Here is an 18,545-nt window from a genome sequence, read left to right on the forward strand (position 1 = left end):
GAAGGCTCTCTGCAGAAACACATAAGGATAGCCTTATGTATTTTGCGTGCTCATCCATTCCGCGCGGCAGTGGTTACGAAATTAGGGTAACGATAGTGGCGATCATGCAATCGAGCTATCAATCTTGAACGAGGCGCAACGTGTCTGACCCATCTCCAATCATCGATCGCATCGTCGTCGTTGGCGGCGGGACGGCGGGGTGGATGGCGGCGGCGGCGCTGGCGCAGGCGTTCGAGGGCGCTGGCAAGACCGTGATCCTGGTCGAATCCGAGGCGATCGGCATCATCGGCGTCGGCGAGGCGACGATCCCGGAGATCCTGAAGTTCAATGCGCGCCTGGGGATCGACGAGGCGGACTTCCTGCGCGAGACGAAGGCCACCTTCAAGCTGGGGATCGAGTTCGACGGCTGGCGACGCGAGGGCGAGCGCTATTTCCATCCGTTCGGCGCCTTTGGGCTGGATATGGAAGGCGTCGCCTTTCATCATTTTTGGCTGAAGGCCTGCGCCGAGGGGGGGGCGGAGCCGTTGGAAACCTATTCCATGGCCTGGCAGGCCGCGCGCCGTGGCCGTTTCGTTCATCCCCAGGGCGGGCCGCAGTCGCCGCTGTCCAGCCTGGGGTACGCCTATCATTTCGATGCGGCGCTCTATGCGGCCTTCCTGCGCCGCTTTGCGGAGGGGCTGGGGGTCGTCAGGTGCGAAGGGCGGGTGGTCGAGGTCCAGCAGGCGGCGGATGGTGATATCGCGGGCGTCAGGCTGGACGACGGGCGGGTCGTCGAAGGCGACTTCTTCATCGATTGCACCGGCTTCGTCGGCCTTTTGATCGAGCAGGCGTTGGCGTCCGGCTATGAGGACTGGAGTTCTTGGCTTCCGTGTGACAGCGCTGTCGCCGTCCCATGCGAACGGGAGGGGGCGTTGTCTCCTTACACGCGGTCGACGGCGCGCGAGGCCGGATGGCAGTGGCGCATCCCGCTGCAACACCGGGTCGGCAACGGCTACGTCTATTCCTCGGCGCACATCTCGCATCAGGCCGCCGAGGACGCGCTGATGTCGCGGTTGGAGGGCACGGCCCTGGCCGAGCCGCGTCGCCTGCGGTTCGCCACGGGCAGGCGCAAGGATTGCTGGAAGCGCAACTGCGTGGCGGTCGGACTGTCGAGCGGATTCCTGGAGCCGCTTGAATCGACCAGCATTCACCTGATCCAGAGCGCCATCACCAAGCTGATCACCCTGTTTCCGTCGCACAAAAACAGCGACGGCCTTCGCCGTGAGTTCAACGTGCTGATGGAGGAGGAATTCGTCACGGTCCGCGACTTCCTGATCCTGCATTACAAGGTCAATCAGCGAGCGGGATCGTTCTGGAGCCAAGTGCGCGACATGCCGATCTCGGACCGGCTGGCGGCCAAGATCGCCCTGTTCGAGGATACGGGTCGGATCGTCAGGCGCGACCATGATATCTTTTCCGAATCAAGCTGGCTGGCGGTCGCGGTGGGGCAGGGACTGACGCCGCACGGACGTCACCCGATTTCCGACGTTATCAGTCATGACGCCAATCTGGGCCGGCTGTCAGCGATCCGAGACAGCATCTGGCGCACGGCCGACGCCCTGCCGACGCACGAAGATGTTCTGGCGACGACGATGAATCGCAAGGCGTTTTGAGACCGGGCCTGCCGCCTGAAAACCGTGTCAGCAGACTGGCGTCCTTCGCAATGGTGGGCGCGCGCCGCTTCTGAACCCGCTGATCAAAAACGAGCCAAGCTTGTCGCGAGGCGTTGACATCGCTGTCAATCAGTAGTCCAACACGCTCGCGGACGGTCGATCAAGGCTGCCGAAACGATTGCGACGGGCTGAACCGTCCTCGGGGGGATCAGAAGTGAAGTCAGAGATGTTCCAAGCCGGCTATGCGCCCGCCGCTCGCGGGCTGCGCCGTTCCGCGTCCGCCCTGGCGTTGACGGTCGCCGTCGTCGGCGCAACTGCCGCCCACGCGCAATCGACGCCGGCGCCGCAGACGACTGCCCCGGCCACGGACGATGCGGCGCAGGTGGACGACGTCGTCGTCACCGGCATCCGGGCGCGGATCGCATCCTCGCAGGCGATCAAGCGCGACTCGGACACCTTCGTTGACGCAGTCACGGCTGACGATATCGGCGCGCTGCCGGACAAGTCCGTCAACGAAGTGCTGCAACGCATCCCCGGCGTGAACATCAACCGCTTCCAGGGCCCGACCGACCCCGACCACTTCTCGGTCGAAGGCTCCAACGTCATCATTCGCGGCCTGTCCTACGTCCGCTCGGAGTTCAACGGCCGCGACGCCTTTAGCGTGAACACGGGTCGCGCCCTGGGCTTCAACGACGTGTCGCCGGAACTCCTGTCGAGCGTGCAGGTGTTCAAGAATGCGACGGCCGACAGGATCGAAGGCGGCATCGCCGGGGTCGTTGATCTGCGCACCCGCAAGGCGTTCGACAGCCGCAAGTTCGTCTTCGGCGCGACGGTCGAAGGGTCGTACGGCGACCTGCGTGAAAAGCCGGGCCTGGGCTTCTCGTCCCTGATCAGCAACGTCTGGGACACCCAGTACGGCTCGTTCGGCGCCCTGCTGAGCTATGGCGAATCCGACCTGTATTCCGAAGCTTACGGCAGCCACCTGACAGATTTCACCTATCGGTCCGATCTGTCGAACGGCGAGGATCGCCGATACGTCCCGCGCGGCGGCGCGGTGCGGACCCAGCAGTTCGACCGTTCGCGTTCGACCTTGGATGGCTCGCTGCAATGGGAATCGACCGACGGCCGCGCCAAGCTGACCGGCGAATACATTCGCGCCGACTCGACCTCGGCCTGGGGCGAGCGCGTGGTCGAAGTGGATCTGGGCAGCGGCGGCAATCCCACCCCCCTGCCGGGCCAGTCGTTCACCTATGATTCCAACGGCGTCTTCACGAGCGGGCTGCTGGTCAGCAATGCGCCGAACCTGCAGGTTCTGCCCAAGCGTCAGCGCGATCTGCAAACCCTGACCGAAGACTTCTCTCTGGCCGCCGAGTTCCATCCGACCGATCGCCTGTCGATCTGGCTGGATGCGCAATACAGCAAGGCCAGCGCCGACGATCTGGACATGAGCGTCTACGGCGCAATCACGCCGCTCTACACCTTAATCGGCGAAGGGCGTCACGGCGTGCCGGACATCCAGTTTGTGGACGCCTCGGGCCAGCCGTCGGCCAGCACAAACAGCCCGTCGAACTTCTACTATCGTTCGGCGATGGACCACATCGAACAGTCGGACGGCGATCAGACCGCGTTCAAGGCCGACGTCAAATACGACTTCGACAACTCGCCGCTGCGCGCCATCCGCATGGGCGCGCGCTATTCGGACCGCGAGCAGACCCGCCGCTATACAGCCTATAACTGGGGTGCGATTTCCGAGAGCTGGGCAGGCGGCGTCACGCCGTTCCAGACCACCGGTCCGCTCGCCGTCGAAGCCTACGACTTCCCCAACTTCCAGCGCGGCCATAATCCGACGCCGATGAGCGGATTCTATCCGACAGCCGATCTGATCGCGGCCTATCGGGACGGCACGCTGCAGGCGGCCTTGGCTGCGGCGAGCAGCTCGGGCTCGACCTGGCGTCCGCTTGATCAGCGTCCCGGCGCTATCGCCGGCACGCCGTTCTTGCCGGGCGATATCAACAACTCGGCGGAACAGACCACCTCGGCCTATGTCCGGTTCGACTTCGGCTGGGATGATGTCTTCGGTCCGGACACCGCCGTCACCGGCAACCTGGGTGTTCGCTACGCCAAGACCGACTTCCAGACGCGCGGCTTCATCTCCAGCCCCAACATCGCGCAGAACTTCGGTGATGCGAACGGCAACGATCCGCGCTTCCCGGGTCAGAACATTCCGGTGACACAGGCAAACGCGGCGGCCATCGCCCGTTTCCGGTGCTCGACCGTCCAGCCGGGTCAGTCGGCGCCGGGCTATTGCCTGCTGTCGAACGACCGTCTGAACCAGCTGGTCGCCTTCAGCGACGGCAGCTTCCAAGAGGTCGAGCGCGGCAACAGCTATGACGACTGGCTGCCCAGCCTGAACGTCAATCTGAAGTACAAGGAATGGGTGTTCCGCGGGGCCGTGTCGCGCGCCATGACGCGCCCGGACTTCGGCGTGACGGCCTTCGCCGCCACCCTGTTCTACACAGACATGAACCAGGTCCGGGACAACGGCGGCGACGTCAACACCGCCCCGCTGCTGACTACCTTCACCGGCGGATCGCAGCTGACGGGCGTGCGCTCGTGGAACTATGACCTTGGCGTGGAATGGTATTTCAAGCCGGGCAGCTCGGTGACTTTCAACGCCTTCTACAAGGACCTGTCGGACATTCTGGCCAGCGGCTCGACCGTGCAGCAGTTCAGCAACGCGCAGGGCGTCTCCACCGACGTCCAGGTCAACCAACAGGTCAATATCGGCTCAGGCTGGATCAAGGGCTTCGAGGTCGGTTATCAGCAGACCTACAGCTTCCTGCCAGGCCTGTGGAGCGGGCTGGGCATCGAGGCGAACTACACCTACGTCGAGCCTTCGACCTTCCCCAATGCTGTGACCGAGCCGCGCTATGTGGGTCTGGAACTGCCGCTGCAGCAGCTGTCGAAGCACACCTACAACTTCTCGATCTTCTACGAGCGGGATCGTCTGTCGGCGCGCCTGGCCTACAACTGGCGCAACGGCTTCCTGCTGACCCCGCGCGACGACGTGAACCCGTTCTCGCCGATCTTCAACGACTCGACGGGTCAGCTTGACGGTTCGATCTTCTACACTCTGAACGACAACTGGAAGATCGGTCTGTATGGCGCCAACCTGCTGGACGAGGTCACCGTCACGCAGCAGCAGACCTCCTACAACCTGAACGGCGCGAACCAGGCCGGCCCGCTGGCCCCGCGGTCCTACTTCCGCAGCGACCGTCGGGTGACGTTCAGCCTGCGCTACACCTTCTAAGACTTCTTCTCTGAGCGAAGACTTGGGGCGTCGATCTGATCGACGCCCCTTTTTTTCGTGCTGGATCAGCCGCCTTCGCGCAGCCGTTCGATGAACTGAGAATGGGCGGGCAGGGCGGCCAAGGTCTGGTCGAAAGCCATGACCATTCGCCCCAGCGAAGCCGTGGCGCTCTTGATGTCCAGACGGTCGGCCTGGATGTCGTAACGGCGCGGCGTCAGGCCAAGGCCGGCCATCAGCAGGGTCCAGTGTTGTGCGTCGTAGGGATCGCCATCCAGGCCGACGCCGGCGTTGCGAGACGTGAACTGGGCGATGCGACGCGCCAGGTCGTCGCCAGCCGGGGCTAGTCGTTGGCCTTGCGATCCGCATAGAAGGATCAAATGGAGTCGGTCCGCGCGGTGCGTGATGTCGCGAACCACCGCCTGATTATAGGCCTCGGCGCAGGCTATAATCTGCGCGGACGCGCCCGGCAGCGATGCGACCAGTTGTGTCAGCTGTCGCTCCAGCGCGGCGCTATCCAGGCCCAAGGCGTCGCCAAAGCGCGCCGCCGCCGGACCAAGAGCAAGACGACGGCCGCTCCAGGGATGCGTATCCAGGCCGGGCGCGAGGGCGACGTCCGACAGGGCGACGACATCAACATCACCCAGCCAGGCCGCCAGCGCCGCCTTCGCAACGTCAGCGGTCGTGCGATCTGCGGCGTAGGCCAGGCTGGCGAAACCGCCGCCGGGCAGGGGGCTGCGACTGGCCAGCCCTTCGACCAGGTTGGTCATATCCAGACGCGGCGCGTGGTCGCCGCCCGCGTAGCGCACCGTCAGACAGCGGTCGTAGCCCAGGCGTGCGGTCCAGTCGCCGTCGCCGTCAAAGGCTCTGGTCGTTCGCGTGTCCACGGTCATGAAGGGCGCGATCTCGCGGGTGTCGCCCAGACCCTCTCGCACGCCGGCGCGCCGGGCGATGTCCCGCAGTCGCGCCGTCAGAACGCGCGCGTCCAGCATCAGTCTGGGACGAAGAAGAGAGCGGGGCGATTGCCGATCCGGGCTGGGATGGGCGTAACGACCGGCCGCCATCACGCGCGCCTGGAACTGCAACGGCGCCAGAAGCGCGGCGTAGTCGGGGGCGGCGGGAGATTGACGGGCGGCGCGCAGCACGACGTCCGCCAACGCGACCCCATCGATCCCAGGTAGGGGCTCCTGCTCGACGACGGCGATGTCTCGCCCGTCGTGCCAGTTTCGCAGCAGTGAGCCGAGTAAGAAGCCGCCGTGGCCCCGAGCCAACAGGTCGGCGCCGTCAGACAACTGGACGAGCACGCCGTCTGGATCAGCGATCACGACCTCGGGCTCTTCACCAAGCGCGGGAGGAGCGGCGTCTTCGATCAGGACCGAATGACCGGGCGGCAGCGTCTTGGCCAACAGGGCGGTCGCCGCCCAGGCCGCCAGTCCGCCGCCTCGAATGACCCAAGCCTTGTCTGACCCGCTCATCGGACGCCCCCTGCGCGCTGGCCCGCCTGGCGGATGAAGGTCATGTGATCGGGCGTTCGATCGACGGTCGATCGGACGTCGTCGCTCAGGCCCCCCAGCTTGGCGGACAGGGCTTGCGGTTCCAGCCGATCGACACGCGGATCCCAGGCGTTCGGGACGATGTTCTGCCCCACCAGCACGGCGAGCCAGCTGGGCGGCAGGAAGACGCCGATGTCGTAGTCGGGAAGCAGGCCGCGCGACTTAAACGCTTCGACCTTGGCCGACAGACTGTCGGGCCAGGCCATGGTTCGCATCTCGCGCCAGAACGCCTCATCACGCTGGTTGGCGACATAATGCAGGACGAGGAAGTCACGAACCCGGTCGAACTCCAGCGCCATTATCCGATTGTATTCCTCGGCGTCCGCCGCCATCCCAACCCTGTCGGGAAACAGATCCAGCAAGGTCGTGATCCCCAACTGGATCAGGTAGATGCTGGTGGATTCCAGCGGCTCAAGGAAGCCGCCGGACAGGCCGATCGCGACGACGTTGCGGCTCCACAGCCTTTGGCGTCGTCCGGTCTTAAAGCCTAGCCGACGCGGCTCGGCCAGCGCCGGACCTTCCAGATTGGACATCAGGGTCGCCACGGCGTCCTCGTCCGAAATGTGAGCCGATGAGAAGACGTGGCCGTTTCCGGTGCGATGTTGCAGCGGAATGCGCCATTGCCACCCCGCTGCGCGGGCCGTCGCGCGGGTATAGGGGCCGACCGGCGCCGTCGTCCGGCACGGCACGGCGAAGGCGCTGTCGCAGGGCAGCCAATGGCTCCAGTCCTCGAACGTCGTCTCCAGCGCCTGATTGATCAGCCGACCGCGAAAGCCCGAGCAATCGACGAACAGATCGCCCGAGATGCGACGCCCGTCCGACAGGATGATGGCGTCGACCTCGCCGGTCGCGCGATTCAGGACGTGATCGACGACCCTCCCTTCGGTGCGGACCACGCCGCGTCCGCACGACACTTGGCGCAGGAAGGCGGCGTAGAGGCTGGCGTCGAACTGAAAGGCGTAGCTGAAGGTGGACAGCATGGAGCCGGGGTCGGAAACCGGCCGTTGGAACCGGTTCGCCTCGGCCGCCCTGACCGGATAGCTGTAGTCGCTGATGTCGGCGGCGTCGCCCATGGCGCGGCGCGCGGCCCAGACATGCTGGAAATCGATCCCCTCGATCGGCTCGCCATAGGCACCGAAGGGATGGATATAGCTGTCGCCGGGCCGCCCCCAGTCCACGAACTGGATGCCCAGTTTGAAGGTGGCCTGAGTCTGGTCGATCAACGTCTGTTCGTCGATGCCCATGGCCGTGTTGAAGGCGCGGATGTGGGGCAGGGTGGCCTCGCCCACGCCGACGATGCCGATCTCGTCGGACTCGACCAGTTCGATCGAGACGGCGCTGCCCGCCAGACGATGAGACAGGGCGGCGGCCGTCATCCAGCCAGCGGTTCCTCCGCCCAGGATGACGATTTTTCGGATCGGACCGGCATCGTTTTGGATCATCATGCCGACTGTCTAGCAGACCATTTTTCGGCATGACAGCGATGGACAAGCCTGACCACAAGCGGTGTCGGCATCGCCTTTTCGAGCGGGGATGTTAGAAGCGGTCTGAGCGACGTTCAGGGGGACGGATTTTGGCGACGGTGACGATCTACGACGTGGCCGCGAAGGCGGGCGTGTCCATCAAGTCCGTGTCGCGCGTGCTCAACAACGAGCCGAACGTCAGCCCGACGCTGCGAACCAAGGTAGAGGAGGCGGCTGCGTCTCTGGGCTATCGGCGCAGCCTGTCGGCGCGCAGTCTGGCGGGGGCGTCGTCGTCGTTGATCGCGGTCCTGGTGGACGCGGATCTGACCATCGAACACTGGAAGAGCGGGCGCGGAAGCGACTATCTGGGGCGTCTGGAGTTCGGCGCCCTGATGGAGGCGCGCCAGGTCGATTACCATCTGATGATCGAGTTGGTGGATCACAACTCGGCCGATCTTGAACGCGATCTCATGGCGCTGCTGAACTCGATCCGGCCCGAGGGCGTCATTCTGACCCCGCCGAACTCGGACAATACGGTGGTGATGGACGCCCTCGACGCGGCCGGTACGCCCTATGCTCGCATTGGACCGGAAGCGGCGTTTGATCGGGGCTTCTGCATCGAGATGGACGAACGGCGCGCCGCATTGGAGATGACCCGCCATCTCATCGAACTGGGCCACACGCGGATCGCCTTTGTCACCGGGCCTGTCGCCTATGGGGCCAGCCGGCGTCGTCTGGCCGGTTACACGGACGCCATGGCCGAGGCTGGCCTGGACGTGGCGCCGGCTTGGGTGGTGGAGGGCGACTTCACCTTCAACTCCGGGGCGCTGGCGATGGAGAAACTGCACGAGACCTCGCCCGACATCACGGCCGTCTTCGCCAGTAACGACGATACGGCCCTTGGCGTCCTGCAATGTGCGGCGAGGCTGGGACTGTCGGTGCCCGGCGACCTGTCGGTGGCCGGTTTCGACGATTCGCCCGGCGCGGGTTTCAGCACGCCGGATTTAAGCACCATCCGTCAGCCGGTAGCGGAGATGGCCGCCGCCGCCGCGCAACGCCTTATTCCGCCTCTGCGTCGTCTCTTGGACGGCGACGCCGCGGCGCGTGTCATCGTTCCGCATGATCTGATCGCGCGCCAGTCCACGGCTCGCATCGAGCATTGAAAGGGCGAACTCAGGCAGTTGTTGACAGCGCTGTCAGACGTTTGGCACAGTGGGTTTTGTCCGGGGCTGTTTCGGACATCCATATCGGCCTGAAGGCGCGTCTCCGGGGTTGGCTTGGGCGGCGTGGCGGCCGCAACGATCAGGTCTCCCTCCATGCGCATGGCCGCCACCGCCCTGGTGATCACCCTCATGTCGAGCGCCTGCGCCATCGACCCCGGCATGGCTCGGGCCGTTCCCGTGCAGGCCGTGACGCCCCAGGCCTCCATCGTCACTGAGGCCACCCGCGCCCATCCAGTTTTTTGGCCCCGAGCGGCCTCGCCGGCGGCGATGACGGATGCGACGACGGAAGCGTTCGTCACCGACCTGATGAGCCGGATGACGCTGGAGGAGAAGGTCGGCCAGACGATCCAGGCCGACATCGGCTCGATCAAGCCTGAGGACCTGCTGACTTATCCGCTGGGTTCGATCCTGGCGGGCGGCAACTCGTCGCCTGGTGGGGACGAGCGCGCCTCCGCCCAGAAATGGGTCGAATTGGCCCGGGCCTTCCGCGCGGCGGCGGCCCAGCGCCCGGGCGCCAAGGTGCCGCTGATCTACGGCATCGACGCCGTTCACGGTCACAACAACATCGTCGGCGCCACCATCTTTCCGCACAACATCGGCCTGGGCGCCGCGCGCGATCCCGACCTGATCCGCCGCATCGGCGAGGCGACCGCACTGGAAGTCGCGGTGACCGGCGCAGACTGGACCTTCGGTCCGACCCTGGCTGTTCCCCAGGACGACCGTTGGGGCCGCGCCTACGAAGGGTACTCCGAGAATCCGGAAGTGGCCCAGAGCTACGCCGGACCGATGACCCTGGGCCTGCAGGGGACGCTGTCGGCCGACCACCCGTTGACCCCCGGCCATATCGCCGGCTCGGCCAAACATTTCCTGGCTGACGGCGGCACCACGGGCGGCAAGGACCAGGGCGACTTTGCCGGGTCCGAGCAGGAGCTGATCCGTACCCATCTGTCGGGCTATCCCCAGGCGATCGACGCCGGGGTGCTGTCGATCATGGCCAGCTTCTCCAGCTGGAACGGCGTCAAGCACTCGGGCAACGAGACCATTCTGACCGACGTGCTGCGCGGCCCGCTGGGCTTCGACGGCTTTGTGGTGTCGGACTGGAACGCCCACGGCCAGCTGCCGGGCTGTTCCAACGAGAGCTGCGCCCTGGCCTTCAACGCCGGCATCGACATGTTCATGGCCCCCGACAGCTGGAAGCCGCTGTACGAAAGCACCCTGTCCCAGGCGAAGTCGGGCGAAATCCCGATGGCGCGCCTGGACGAGGCGGTGCGCCGCATCCTTCGCGTCAAGGTCAAGACTGGCCTGTTCAACGACAGCCGCCCGGTCGAGGGGCATCTGAACGAACTGGGCTCGCCCGCTCACCGCGCCCTGGCGCGCGAGGCGGTGCGCAAGTCGCTGGTGCTGCTGAAGAACGAGGGCTCGGTCCTGCCGATCCGCTCGGGCGCGCGGGTGCTGGTCGCCGGTCACGCTGACGACATCGGCCAGGCCTCGGGCGGCTGGACCCTGACATGGCAGGGCACGGGCAACTCGAACGCCGACTTCCCCAACGGCCAGTCGATCTGGGGCGGCATCAAGGAGGCGGTCGCCGCCGGCGGCGGCCAAGCGACGCTCAGCGCCGACGGGGCCTTCACCCAGAAGCCCGACGTGGCCATCGTCGTCTTCGGCGAAACCCCGTACGCCGAGTTCCAGGGCGATGTGGACACGCTGGACTTCCTGCCGACCGGCCCGCTGGAGACGCTGAAGCGTCTGAAGGCGGGGGGCATTCCGACGGTGTCAGTCTTCCTGTCCGGCCGGCCGATGTGGACCAACCCCGAGATCAATGCGTCCGACGCCTTCGTCGCCGCCTGGCTGCCGGGCACCGAAGGGGCCGGCGTCGCCGACGTCCTGATCGGCGATGCGGCGGGCAAGCCGCGCAACGACTTCACAGGAACCCTGTCCTTCAGCTGGCCCAAGACCGCCAAGGGCGAACCCCTGAACGTCGGTCAGCCTGGCTATGACCCGCAGTTCGCCTATGGCTACGGCCTGACCTATGCGCGCAACGCCCGCGTCGGCGCCCTGTCGGAAGACAGCGGCGTCGCCAACGCCGGCGGCAGCCTGGATCGCTATTTCGTCGATGGCCGCTTCGTCGCCCCGTGGTCGCTGATGCTGCGCGATGCGGGTGGAGATTTCCGCCTCGGGGCCGAAAAGAGCGGCGCTAGCCCGCGCGGCGGCGTGTCGGCGCGCGCCACCGACGGCGCAGGCCAGGAGTCGGCCCGCGCCCTGACCTTCTCGCAGGGCGGGGGACAGGCTCTGATCGCGGCGCAGCCGGTCGATCTGACGCGCCAGTCGAACGGCGAGATGGCCATCGCCTTCCGCTACCGCGTGGACGCACGGCCCAAGGGGGCCGTCTTCCTGACCTTGGGCGCCGGTTCGGTCGATATCTCCGGTCTGATCGGCGCAGCCCCCGTCGGCGAATGGCGTACGCTGAACGTGCGTCTGTCGTGCCTGCGTGACCGTGGCGCCGACATCGCCGCCGTCGATCAACCTTGGGGCCTGCGCACCAACGCCGATTTCGCGGTCACGGTCGAAGACATTCGCCTGGCGTCGAACGAGGGCGACGCCGTCTGTCCGACGCAGTAGGCTGGCGCTCGCCAAGGGGGGAACCGGCCGCATGACCAATGCTGAACTGAGCGTGGCCTTCTTCCTGCAGATGGCGATCATCATCGCCGCCTGCCGCATCGTGGGCTGGCTGGCCAAGCGCTACTTCGGCCAGCCGCAGGTGGTGGGCGAGATGATCGCCGGGGTGATCCTCGGGCCATCGCTGTTTGGCCTGCTGGCGCCCGATCTGCAGGCGGCTCTGTTCCCAAAGGAGTCGCAGTCGATCCTGTTCGTCGGCGCCCAGTTGGGCGTCGGCCTCTATATGTTCCTGGTCGGGCTGGGCTTTCGTCGCGATCACTTCAGGGCCAATGCGAAAAGCGCCGCCGCCGTGTCGCTGGCGGGCATGGCGGCGCCCTTCCTGGTCGCCATCGCGATCGCGCCCTGGCTGGTCGCTAAGGGTCTGTTCGGGCAGGGCATCCAGACCTGGCAAGCCATGCTGTTCATGGGCGCGGCCATCTCGATCACCGCCTTCCCGATGCTGGCGCGCATCATCCATGAGCGGGGGCTCAGCGGCACCCGGCTGGGGTCGTTGTCGCTGGCGGCCGGCGCCATCGACGACGCCGGGGCCTGGTGTGTCCTGGCCATCGTCCTGGCCAGCTTCGGCGCCGGGCCGATGGTGGCGATCATGGCCATCGCCGGAGGCGGCGCCTTCGCCCTGTTCATGCTGACGCTGGGCCCGAAGCTGCTGGCGCCGCTGGGCCGTATCGTCGAGCGGGAAGGGCGGCTCAGCCCGACGGTATTGGGGATCGTGCTGATCCTGTTCATGCTCAGCGCCTGGGCCATGGATGCGGTCGGCATCCACGCCGTCTTCGGCGGCTTCATCCTGGGCGTCGCCATGCCGCGCGGTCCCTTGAGCGACGAGGTCAAGCGTCAGCTGGAGCCGTTCGCCGTGCTGGTGCTGCTGCCGATGTTCTTCACCTTCTCGGGGCTGAACACACAGCTGACCATGGTCAACAGCCTGGGGCTGCTGGCTGTGACCGTCGTCATCCTGCTGGGCTCAATCCTGGCCAAGGGCGGCGCCTGCTGGGCCGCCGCGCGCCTGACCGGTCAGGACAACGCCACGGCCATGGGCATCGGCGCCCTGATGAACGCGCGCGGTCTGATGGAGCTGATCATCATCAACATCGGCCTGCAAAAGGGCGTCATCGGCCCGGCCCTGTTCTCCATCCTGGTGCTGATGGCCATCATCACCACCCTGATGGCCTCGCCCCTGTTCGAATGGGTTTACGGCCGGAAGGCGAGGGCGCGGGGCGAGCTGGGCGGGTCGAAAGAGTCCGATCCCGAATTGCCGGGTATCACGGAACGCCAGCAGGCTTAGGAATAAAGGCCCGAACCATTTTGCGGGCTTTCGGAGGGAATATCGAGATGGCAGGACCGACGGGGGGCTCAGGCCCCGACATCGCGGGCGACGACCGCGTCAACATGGCCTTTATCGCCCTGATCGTGGCGGTCGCCACCATCGGCGGCTTCATGTTCGGCTACGATTCCGGCGTCATCAACGGCACCCAGGACGGGCTGGAGGCGGCCTTCAACCTGTCGGCCCTGGGAACCGGTTTCAACGTCGGCGCAATCCTCTTGGGCTGCGCCGTCGGCGCCTTTATCGCGGGACGTTTGGCCGACGCCATCGGCCGTCGCACGGTCATGCAGATCGCCGCCGGCCTGTTCATCGTTTCGGCCTTTTGGGCGGGGACGGCAGACACCTCGGCCCACTTCATCATCGCCCGCTTCATCGGCGGTCTGGGCGTCGGCGCCGCCTCTGTCCTGTCGCCGGCCTATATCTCCGAAGTGACCCCGGCCTCGATCCGCGGCCGACTGTCGTCGGTGCAGCAGATCATGATCATCACCGGCCTGACCGGCGCCTTCGTGGCCAACTATGTGCTGGCGGCGACGGCGGGCGGCTCGACCGCCGAGTTCTGGCTGGGCTTCCCCGCCTGGCGCTGGATGTTCTGGCTGCAGGTCATCCCCGCCGCCGTCTATCTGATCGCCCTGCTAGTCATCCCGGAAAGCCCGCGCTTCCTGGTGGTCAAGAAGAAGGACGTTCAGGCCGAGGCCGTGCTGTCCAAACTGTTCGGTGCGGGCGCCGGTGCGCGCAAGGTCCAGGAAATCCGCGCCTCGCTGGCGGCCGATCACAAGCCGAAGTTCGCCGACCTGCTGGACCCCGCGACGAAGAAGGTGCGCCCCATCGTCTGGGCCGGCCTGATCCTGGCCGTGTTCCAGCAACTCGTCGGCATCAACATCGTCTTCTACTACGGCGCGGTGCTATGGCAGTCGGTCGGCTTCTCCGAGAACGACGCGCTTCAGATCAACATCCTGTCCGGCGTCCTGTCGATCGCGGCCTGTCTTGCGGCCATTTCGGTCATCGACAAGATCGGCCGTAAGCCGCTGCTGCTGATCGGTTCGGCGGGCATGTTCGTGACCCTGGCCACCGTCGCCTGGTGCTTCTCAAAGGCCGCCCTGATCGACGGTTCGCTGCATCTGGACGACAACACCGGCCTGATCGCCCTGATCGCGGCCAACGCCTATGTCGTCTTCTTCAACTTCAGCTGGGGCCCTGTCATGTGGGTCATGCTGGGCGAGATGTTCCCCAACCAGATGCGGGGTTCGGCCCTGGCCGTCGCCGGCTTCGCCCAGTGGATCGCCAACTTCGCCATCTCGGTCAGCTTCCCGTGGATGGCGGCGACCCTGGGCCTGGTGATCACCTACGGCTTCTACGCGGTCAGCGCCCTGATCTCCTTCTTCCTGGTCCAGGCCTGGGTGAAGGAAACGCGCGGTCGCGAACTGGAAGAGATGGCCTAAGGATTTAAGATCCCAACTTCCGCCGTTCCTCCGAACGGCGGAAGTCCCAGGTCTGCAACGCGTCAGTGATCGTCGATGAAGGCGGCGACCCAGACCAGGGGCGCGTTCCAGTTGATGGCCACTTCGTTCAGGGCATAGGCGTTGATGTCGTCGGCCCAGCATGTCTGGGCCGCGCACTTGCCGACCAGGGTCTTGGCCACGTCGTCGATCATGGCCTGATTGTTCGGCCCGCCCGACAGGGCGCCCGCCGGGGGTAGGGGATAGGCCGGGTCGGCCTGATGCGCCCAAAAGCGATGGTGCGGGTTCTGGACCGGACGATCGCCGTAGCCGGTCACATAGGACCGATCCATCGGATTGCGGCCCAGAACATAATCCAGTGACCAGATCACCGCATTGCGGAAATCCCAGTCGCCAGTGTAGTCGAAGGCGGAACCCAGGATCACCGCCCGGCTCATCAAGGCGCCGTTCGAACCCCATTCGTATTTCTCGCCCGCGACCGGCAGGCCGTAGCCCTGACCATAGCCGGCATCGACGTAGGCGCGGGCGGCCGCCACGATGTTGGCGCGCACGGTGACCAGATCCTCGGGCGGCAGAACGTCAGGCACGGTCGCCAGCGTCAGCGACCCCAGCGACGCCGTCCAGGAGAAGCCCGGATCGCCAGTCGCGCTTTTGCCCGACAGGGGTCCGCCCAGATAGTAGGGCGAGGTCTTGAGCGCGGTCAGATAGGCCGGATTGCGCGTCGTGGCCAAAAGCTCGGCCGTGGCCCAATAGAATTCATCCGAGAAGTCGTTGTCGCCATAGGCGCCGCCGCCGGCGAAGTTCTCTCCGGCCCGAACGTCGCGATTGCGCAGCGCCGCGCGGAAAGCGCGCTGCGACGCCGTCAGACACTGGCGCGCGAACGCCGGGTCGATGTCACGCCAGATCCGCGCGCATTGGGCGCCGACCGCGGCGAGATTGAGCGTCGCGGCTGTGCTGGGCGGATAGAGAAGTCGCGGCTGGGGATCGTCCGCCGGGGCCATCGGCAGGCCCGTCCACTGCGCATCATGCACCTTGTGATGGACCATGCCGCCGGCGTCGATCTCGGTCAGGGTTAGCGGCTGACCCGGCGCCTGGGCACCGACCGGGACCTTCAGCTTCACGCCGTCAGCAATCTGCATCTTCAGCAGGAACTCGATCTCGTAACGCGCCTCGTCCAGCAGATCGTTGACGCCGTTTCCGGCCTCGGGAATGTCGACCTTGCCGTCCGCGAAGGCGCTTGCGCCGGGGCCGCTCTTGGTCATGGCGCGTTCATAGGCGTTCAACAGCATCCAGACCGAGATGCCGCCGTTGACGACGTATTTTCCGTGATCGCCGGCGTCATACCAGCCGCCGGTGACATCCAGCGTATAGTCGCATCCGGGCCAGACCACGCCGGCCATATCCGCGCCCGAGAAACAGGCGGCGACTTCGTGCGGGTGCCCGGCTGCACGCGCCAGATCCGGCCGCGCGACGTGATCCGCCAGGATCGGCACGCCGGCCCGATTCTGGTAGAAATAGGCCAGGGCGTCGTACTTCAGGCGGGCGTGCGGATGCTGCTGGATCGAGAATGGTCGGCTTTCGTGCGATCCCACGATCAGCCGATAGCCTTCGCCAACGGTCTGCAGCGACTGAAAATCGACCGTATGCACGGCTTGGCCCGAGGCGGCGTCTTGGCCGAAGACCTTGGACGTGCCTTGGGCCACGTTAGCGCCCGCCGGGTCCACCACGCGCCAAGGCAGGGGGCGGGTGGCCCGATCCTCGACCGTTGCCGTCTTCGGCCCTTGGGTTTCGAACCCGATCTGGCTCATCCGGACGGCGCTGGTCTCCGTCTCCGCCTGTGCCGCATTGAAGGCGGCCGCCAGGGCCACGGCCGCGACGCTCGCGCTCGATCTCTTTCTCACCCCAACCTCCCTCAAGGCCTGTGTACTTTCATGAGCGACGCCCATACGCCGACGTGCCGCACGATCCTCGCGAAAACCCTAGCATCTGACAGCGTTGTCACAAGTGTTTCGCCGATCGCATTTTGTTGCAGCTACTCACACCGGATGACGCCATGATCGCGCTAGCAAGCGTGTCGAGCCACGTGCCATAGAGGAGGGGGCCGCTCGATGGAGGAGGGTGAAGTTTCCAGCCGTTCTCAAACCCGCCGCACGCCCCTGGTCTTGGTGGCATATCTGGTGCTTTTCCTAGCCGCCTTCATCGGTCTGGCGCCCCTGTTCCAAATCGTCGCTCCGCTCCACGCCGCCGCTCTTGACGCCGGGGGTAAAACTCAAATTCTTAGCCGGGCTATGGTCTGGGGCGCGATCACGGCCGCCGTGGCCAATATCGCCATGGGCGCGATCAGCGACCGGACGCGTTCGCGGTTTGGTCGTCGCCGACCTTGGATTGCGCTTGGGGCGCTGCTGACGGTTTTAAGCTATGTCGGCATATGGCGGTCGTCGACGCCGGGCGAGTTCGTATGGGCCTTGGTCGGATTTCAACTTGCGTTCAACGTGCTCATGGCTCCGCTCGCAGCCGTATTTGCGGATCGCGTGCCGATTTCGCTGAGAAGTACTGTCTCGGCGATGCTGGGACTGTCGTATCCGCTCGCTGTCGCTCTGGGCTCCAGTCTGATGGCGCTCGGTCCGCAGTACGAACCCGGCAGATTAGCGCTTCTGGCGGGCATTCTTCTTGGTGCAGCCGCTTTCTTCCTCCTCGTTTTCGATGAGTCGTCTTCGGAACGACAACCTATAGCGCCGTCGTCTCAGACTGGCGGGAGCGGATCGCTGCTTGCGCCGTTTCGATCGCGCAATTTCGCTACGGTCTGGACAGGTCGCCTCCTCATCGCGACCGGCTACGCCCTTGTCAGCATTTATCTGCTTTATTTCGTTACCGACGCAGTCGGATGGCCTGGTCGTACTCCGGAACGTTCCCATGCCGTGCTAACGGGCGTCGCCTTCGTGAGTGTCGTATTCATTGCTAGTTTAATGGCGGTGTTTGGGACGCGTATCGTGCAGCGACAACCCATTGCTCTTGCGGGAGCGGTGGCCCTTTGTGTGGCTACCGTCGCCTTGGCGATCGCGCCGTCATGGACCGTCGTGGTTTTCGCCTTCGCAATCTACGGCCTGGGGCAAGGGGGCTATGGATCCGTGGAAATGGGATTGTTGGCGGATGCACTTCCCACACAAGACAATCGTGGTCGGGATATGGGACTCAACAATCTGGCAGTGGCCTTACCCCAGGCGATGGCCCCAATCGCTGCCATCATTCTGGAACAGGTAGGCTTGGATATCCGAGGCCTCTACGTCGCAGCAGCAGCGTGTTTCGCTGCTGCTGCGGTCGTTATGACCCTATTTCGGTCAGCCCGGACATGAACGTTGCCGGGTTAACCTGCGCGGGCTGAACGGTGCTGTCAGGTTGCCAAGTGCAAGTTGCACGTTGCCCAACCCGCCGAAATATCAGGCGCAGGCCGCAACCTACGCTGCCTGAGCCCCTGCGCAGAAGCGGCAAAGATTTGGTCGGCTGATGAGATTTCGTTGGGTGTAGAAGGTGTTGTCGATCGCGGCACGAGTGGTGAGGAAGCGCTGGGCTGAGGCTGAAGCAAAAGTAGAGCCACACGGCTCGGCGGATCACCGCCGCAGGGGGGCGCCAACATGACTTTCTGAACTTCAACTTCCGAAGGTTGGAGACCGCGTGGCCTTTTTGACGGGACGGTCGTGACTATGCGCTGACGGTTCGCGGCCCCGTGGAAGCAAACAATGGCGAGAGCCTGACGCAACTTGCGCCGGCCGGCGTCGGCGTAACTCGCGTGGGCAACTTCAGCGTCGCCGACGCGATTGCTAAGGGTGAGTTCATGCCGCAGCTTGAAGATTTCAGTCCTGGCGACCGCGACACCATCCATGCCGTCTTTGTCGGCG

At 65.4% G+C, this 18,545-nt stretch carries 10 protein-coding genes; 7 read left to right on the top strand and 3 right to left on the bottom strand.

Going from position 1 to position 18,545, the window contains the following annotated elements; genetic code table 11:
* The first annotated feature begins 140 nt into the window (after positions 1 to 140).
* Both AC3WRC_RS02300 and AC3WRC_RS02305 read left to right on the top strand, forming a co-directional pair.
* Positions 141 to 1,652: a tryptophan halogenase family protein gene (locus AC3WRC_RS02300; protein WP_492302756.1), complete on the top strand. Its 1,512-nt coding sequence runs from the start codon at positions 141 to 143 to the stop codon at positions 1,650 to 1,652.
* Positions 1,653 to 1,866: 214 nt separating this feature from the next.
* Entirely contained in the window at positions 1,867 to 4,962 is a 3,096-nt protein-coding gene (locus tag AC3WRC_RS02305) for a TonB-dependent receptor (RefSeq protein WP_492302757.1), read from the top strand.
* A 65-nt stretch (positions 4,963 to 5,027) separates the two neighbouring features.
* Here the strand turns inward: AC3WRC_RS02305 and AC3WRC_RS02310 are convergent, their stop codons facing one another.
* Both AC3WRC_RS02310 and AC3WRC_RS02315 read right to left on the bottom strand, forming a co-directional pair.
* Positions 5,028 to 6,434, bottom strand: a complete 1,407-nt coding sequence (locus AC3WRC_RS02310; RefSeq protein ID WP_492302758.1) for a tryptophan 7-halogenase — start codon at positions 6,432 to 6,434, stop codon at positions 5,028 to 5,030.
* Positions 6,431 to 7,957, bottom strand: coding sequence for a tryptophan halogenase family protein (locus tag AC3WRC_RS02315; protein WP_492302759.1), 1,527 nt, complete (start codon positions 7,955 to 7,957; stop codon positions 6,431 to 6,433). Before AC3WRC_RS02315 ends, AC3WRC_RS02310 begins: the two co-directional genes overlap by 4 nt.
* A 137-nt stretch (positions 7,958 to 8,094) precedes the next feature.
* On the opposite strand from AC3WRC_RS02315, the gene AC3WRC_RS02320 reads away from it, so the two are divergent.
* The 4 genes from AC3WRC_RS02320 to AC3WRC_RS02335 all read left to right on the top strand — a co-directional run bounded on the left by AC3WRC_RS02320 (position 8,095) and on the right by AC3WRC_RS02335 (position 14,631).
* On the top strand, positions 8,095 to 9,138 hold the full coding sequence (locus tag AC3WRC_RS02320) for a LacI family DNA-binding transcriptional regulator (protein ID WP_235551222.1): 1,044 nt from the start codon (positions 8,095 to 8,097) through the stop codon (positions 9,136 to 9,138).
* Between the two features lie 153 nt (positions 9,139 to 9,291).
* Entirely contained in the window at positions 9,292 to 11,817 is a 2,526-nt protein-coding gene (locus AC3WRC_RS02325) for a glycoside hydrolase family 3 protein (RefSeq protein ID WP_492302760.1), read from the top strand.
* 31 nt (positions 11,818 to 11,848) lie between these two features.
* Positions 11,849 to 13,153 (top strand): cation:proton antiporter, encoded by a 1,305-nt coding sequence (locus tag AC3WRC_RS02330; protein ID WP_492302761.1) that lies wholly within the window; start codon positions 11,849 to 11,851, stop codon positions 13,151 to 13,153.
* 47 nt (positions 13,154 to 13,200) lie between these two features.
* Positions 13,201 to 14,631 carry a sugar porter family MFS transporter gene (locus AC3WRC_RS02335; protein WP_492302762.1) on the top strand — a complete coding sequence of 477 codons (1,431 nt, stop codon included), beginning with the start codon at positions 13,201 to 13,203 and terminating at the stop codon, positions 14,629 to 14,631.
* A gap of 62 nt (positions 14,632 to 14,693) precedes the next feature.
* On the opposite strand, the gene AC3WRC_RS02340 is transcribed toward AC3WRC_RS02335, so the two are convergent.
* Positions 14,694 to 16,550 carry a glycoside hydrolase family 9 protein gene (locus AC3WRC_RS02340; protein WP_492302763.1) on the bottom strand — a complete coding sequence of 619 codons (1,857 nt, stop codon included), beginning with the start codon at positions 16,548 to 16,550 and terminating at the stop codon, positions 14,694 to 14,696.
* Between the two features lie 207 nt (positions 16,551 to 16,757).
* Between AC3WRC_RS02340 and AC3WRC_RS02345 the strand changes: the two genes are divergently transcribed.
* Positions 16,758 to 18,002 (top strand): MFS transporter, encoded by a 1,245-nt coding sequence (locus AC3WRC_RS02345; RefSeq protein WP_492302764.1) that lies wholly within the window; start codon positions 16,758 to 16,760, stop codon positions 18,000 to 18,002.
* Positions 18,003 to 18,545 lie beyond the last annotated feature (543 nt).

Source organism: Brevundimonas sp. EU05-FHT14B07 (assembly GCF_058790795.1).

Bases quoted from the DNA above. Each gene is read 5' to 3' on its own strand.
- AC3WRC_RS02310 (WP_492302758.1), bottom strand. From the start codon at position 6,434: ATGAGCGGGTCAGACAAGGCTTGGGTCATTCGAGGCGGCGGACTGGCG.
- AC3WRC_RS02315 (WP_492302759.1), bottom strand. From the start codon at position 7,957: ATGATGATCCAAAACGATGCCGGTCCGATCCGAAAAATCGTCATCCTG.
- AC3WRC_RS02325 (WP_492302760.1), top strand. From the start codon at position 9,292: ATGCGCATGGCCGCCACCGCCCTGGTGATCACCCTCATGTCGAGCGCC.
- AC3WRC_RS02330 (WP_492302761.1), top strand. From the start codon at position 11,849: ATGACCAATGCTGAACTGAGCGTGGCCTTCTTCCTGCAGATGGCGATC.
- AC3WRC_RS02335 (WP_492302762.1), top strand. From the start codon at position 13,201: ATGGCAGGACCGACGGGGGGCTCAGGCCCCGACATCGCGGGCGACGAC.
- AC3WRC_RS02345 (WP_492302764.1), top strand. From the start codon at position 16,758: ATGGAGGAGGGTGAAGTTTCCAGCCGTTCTCAAACCCGCCGCACGCCC.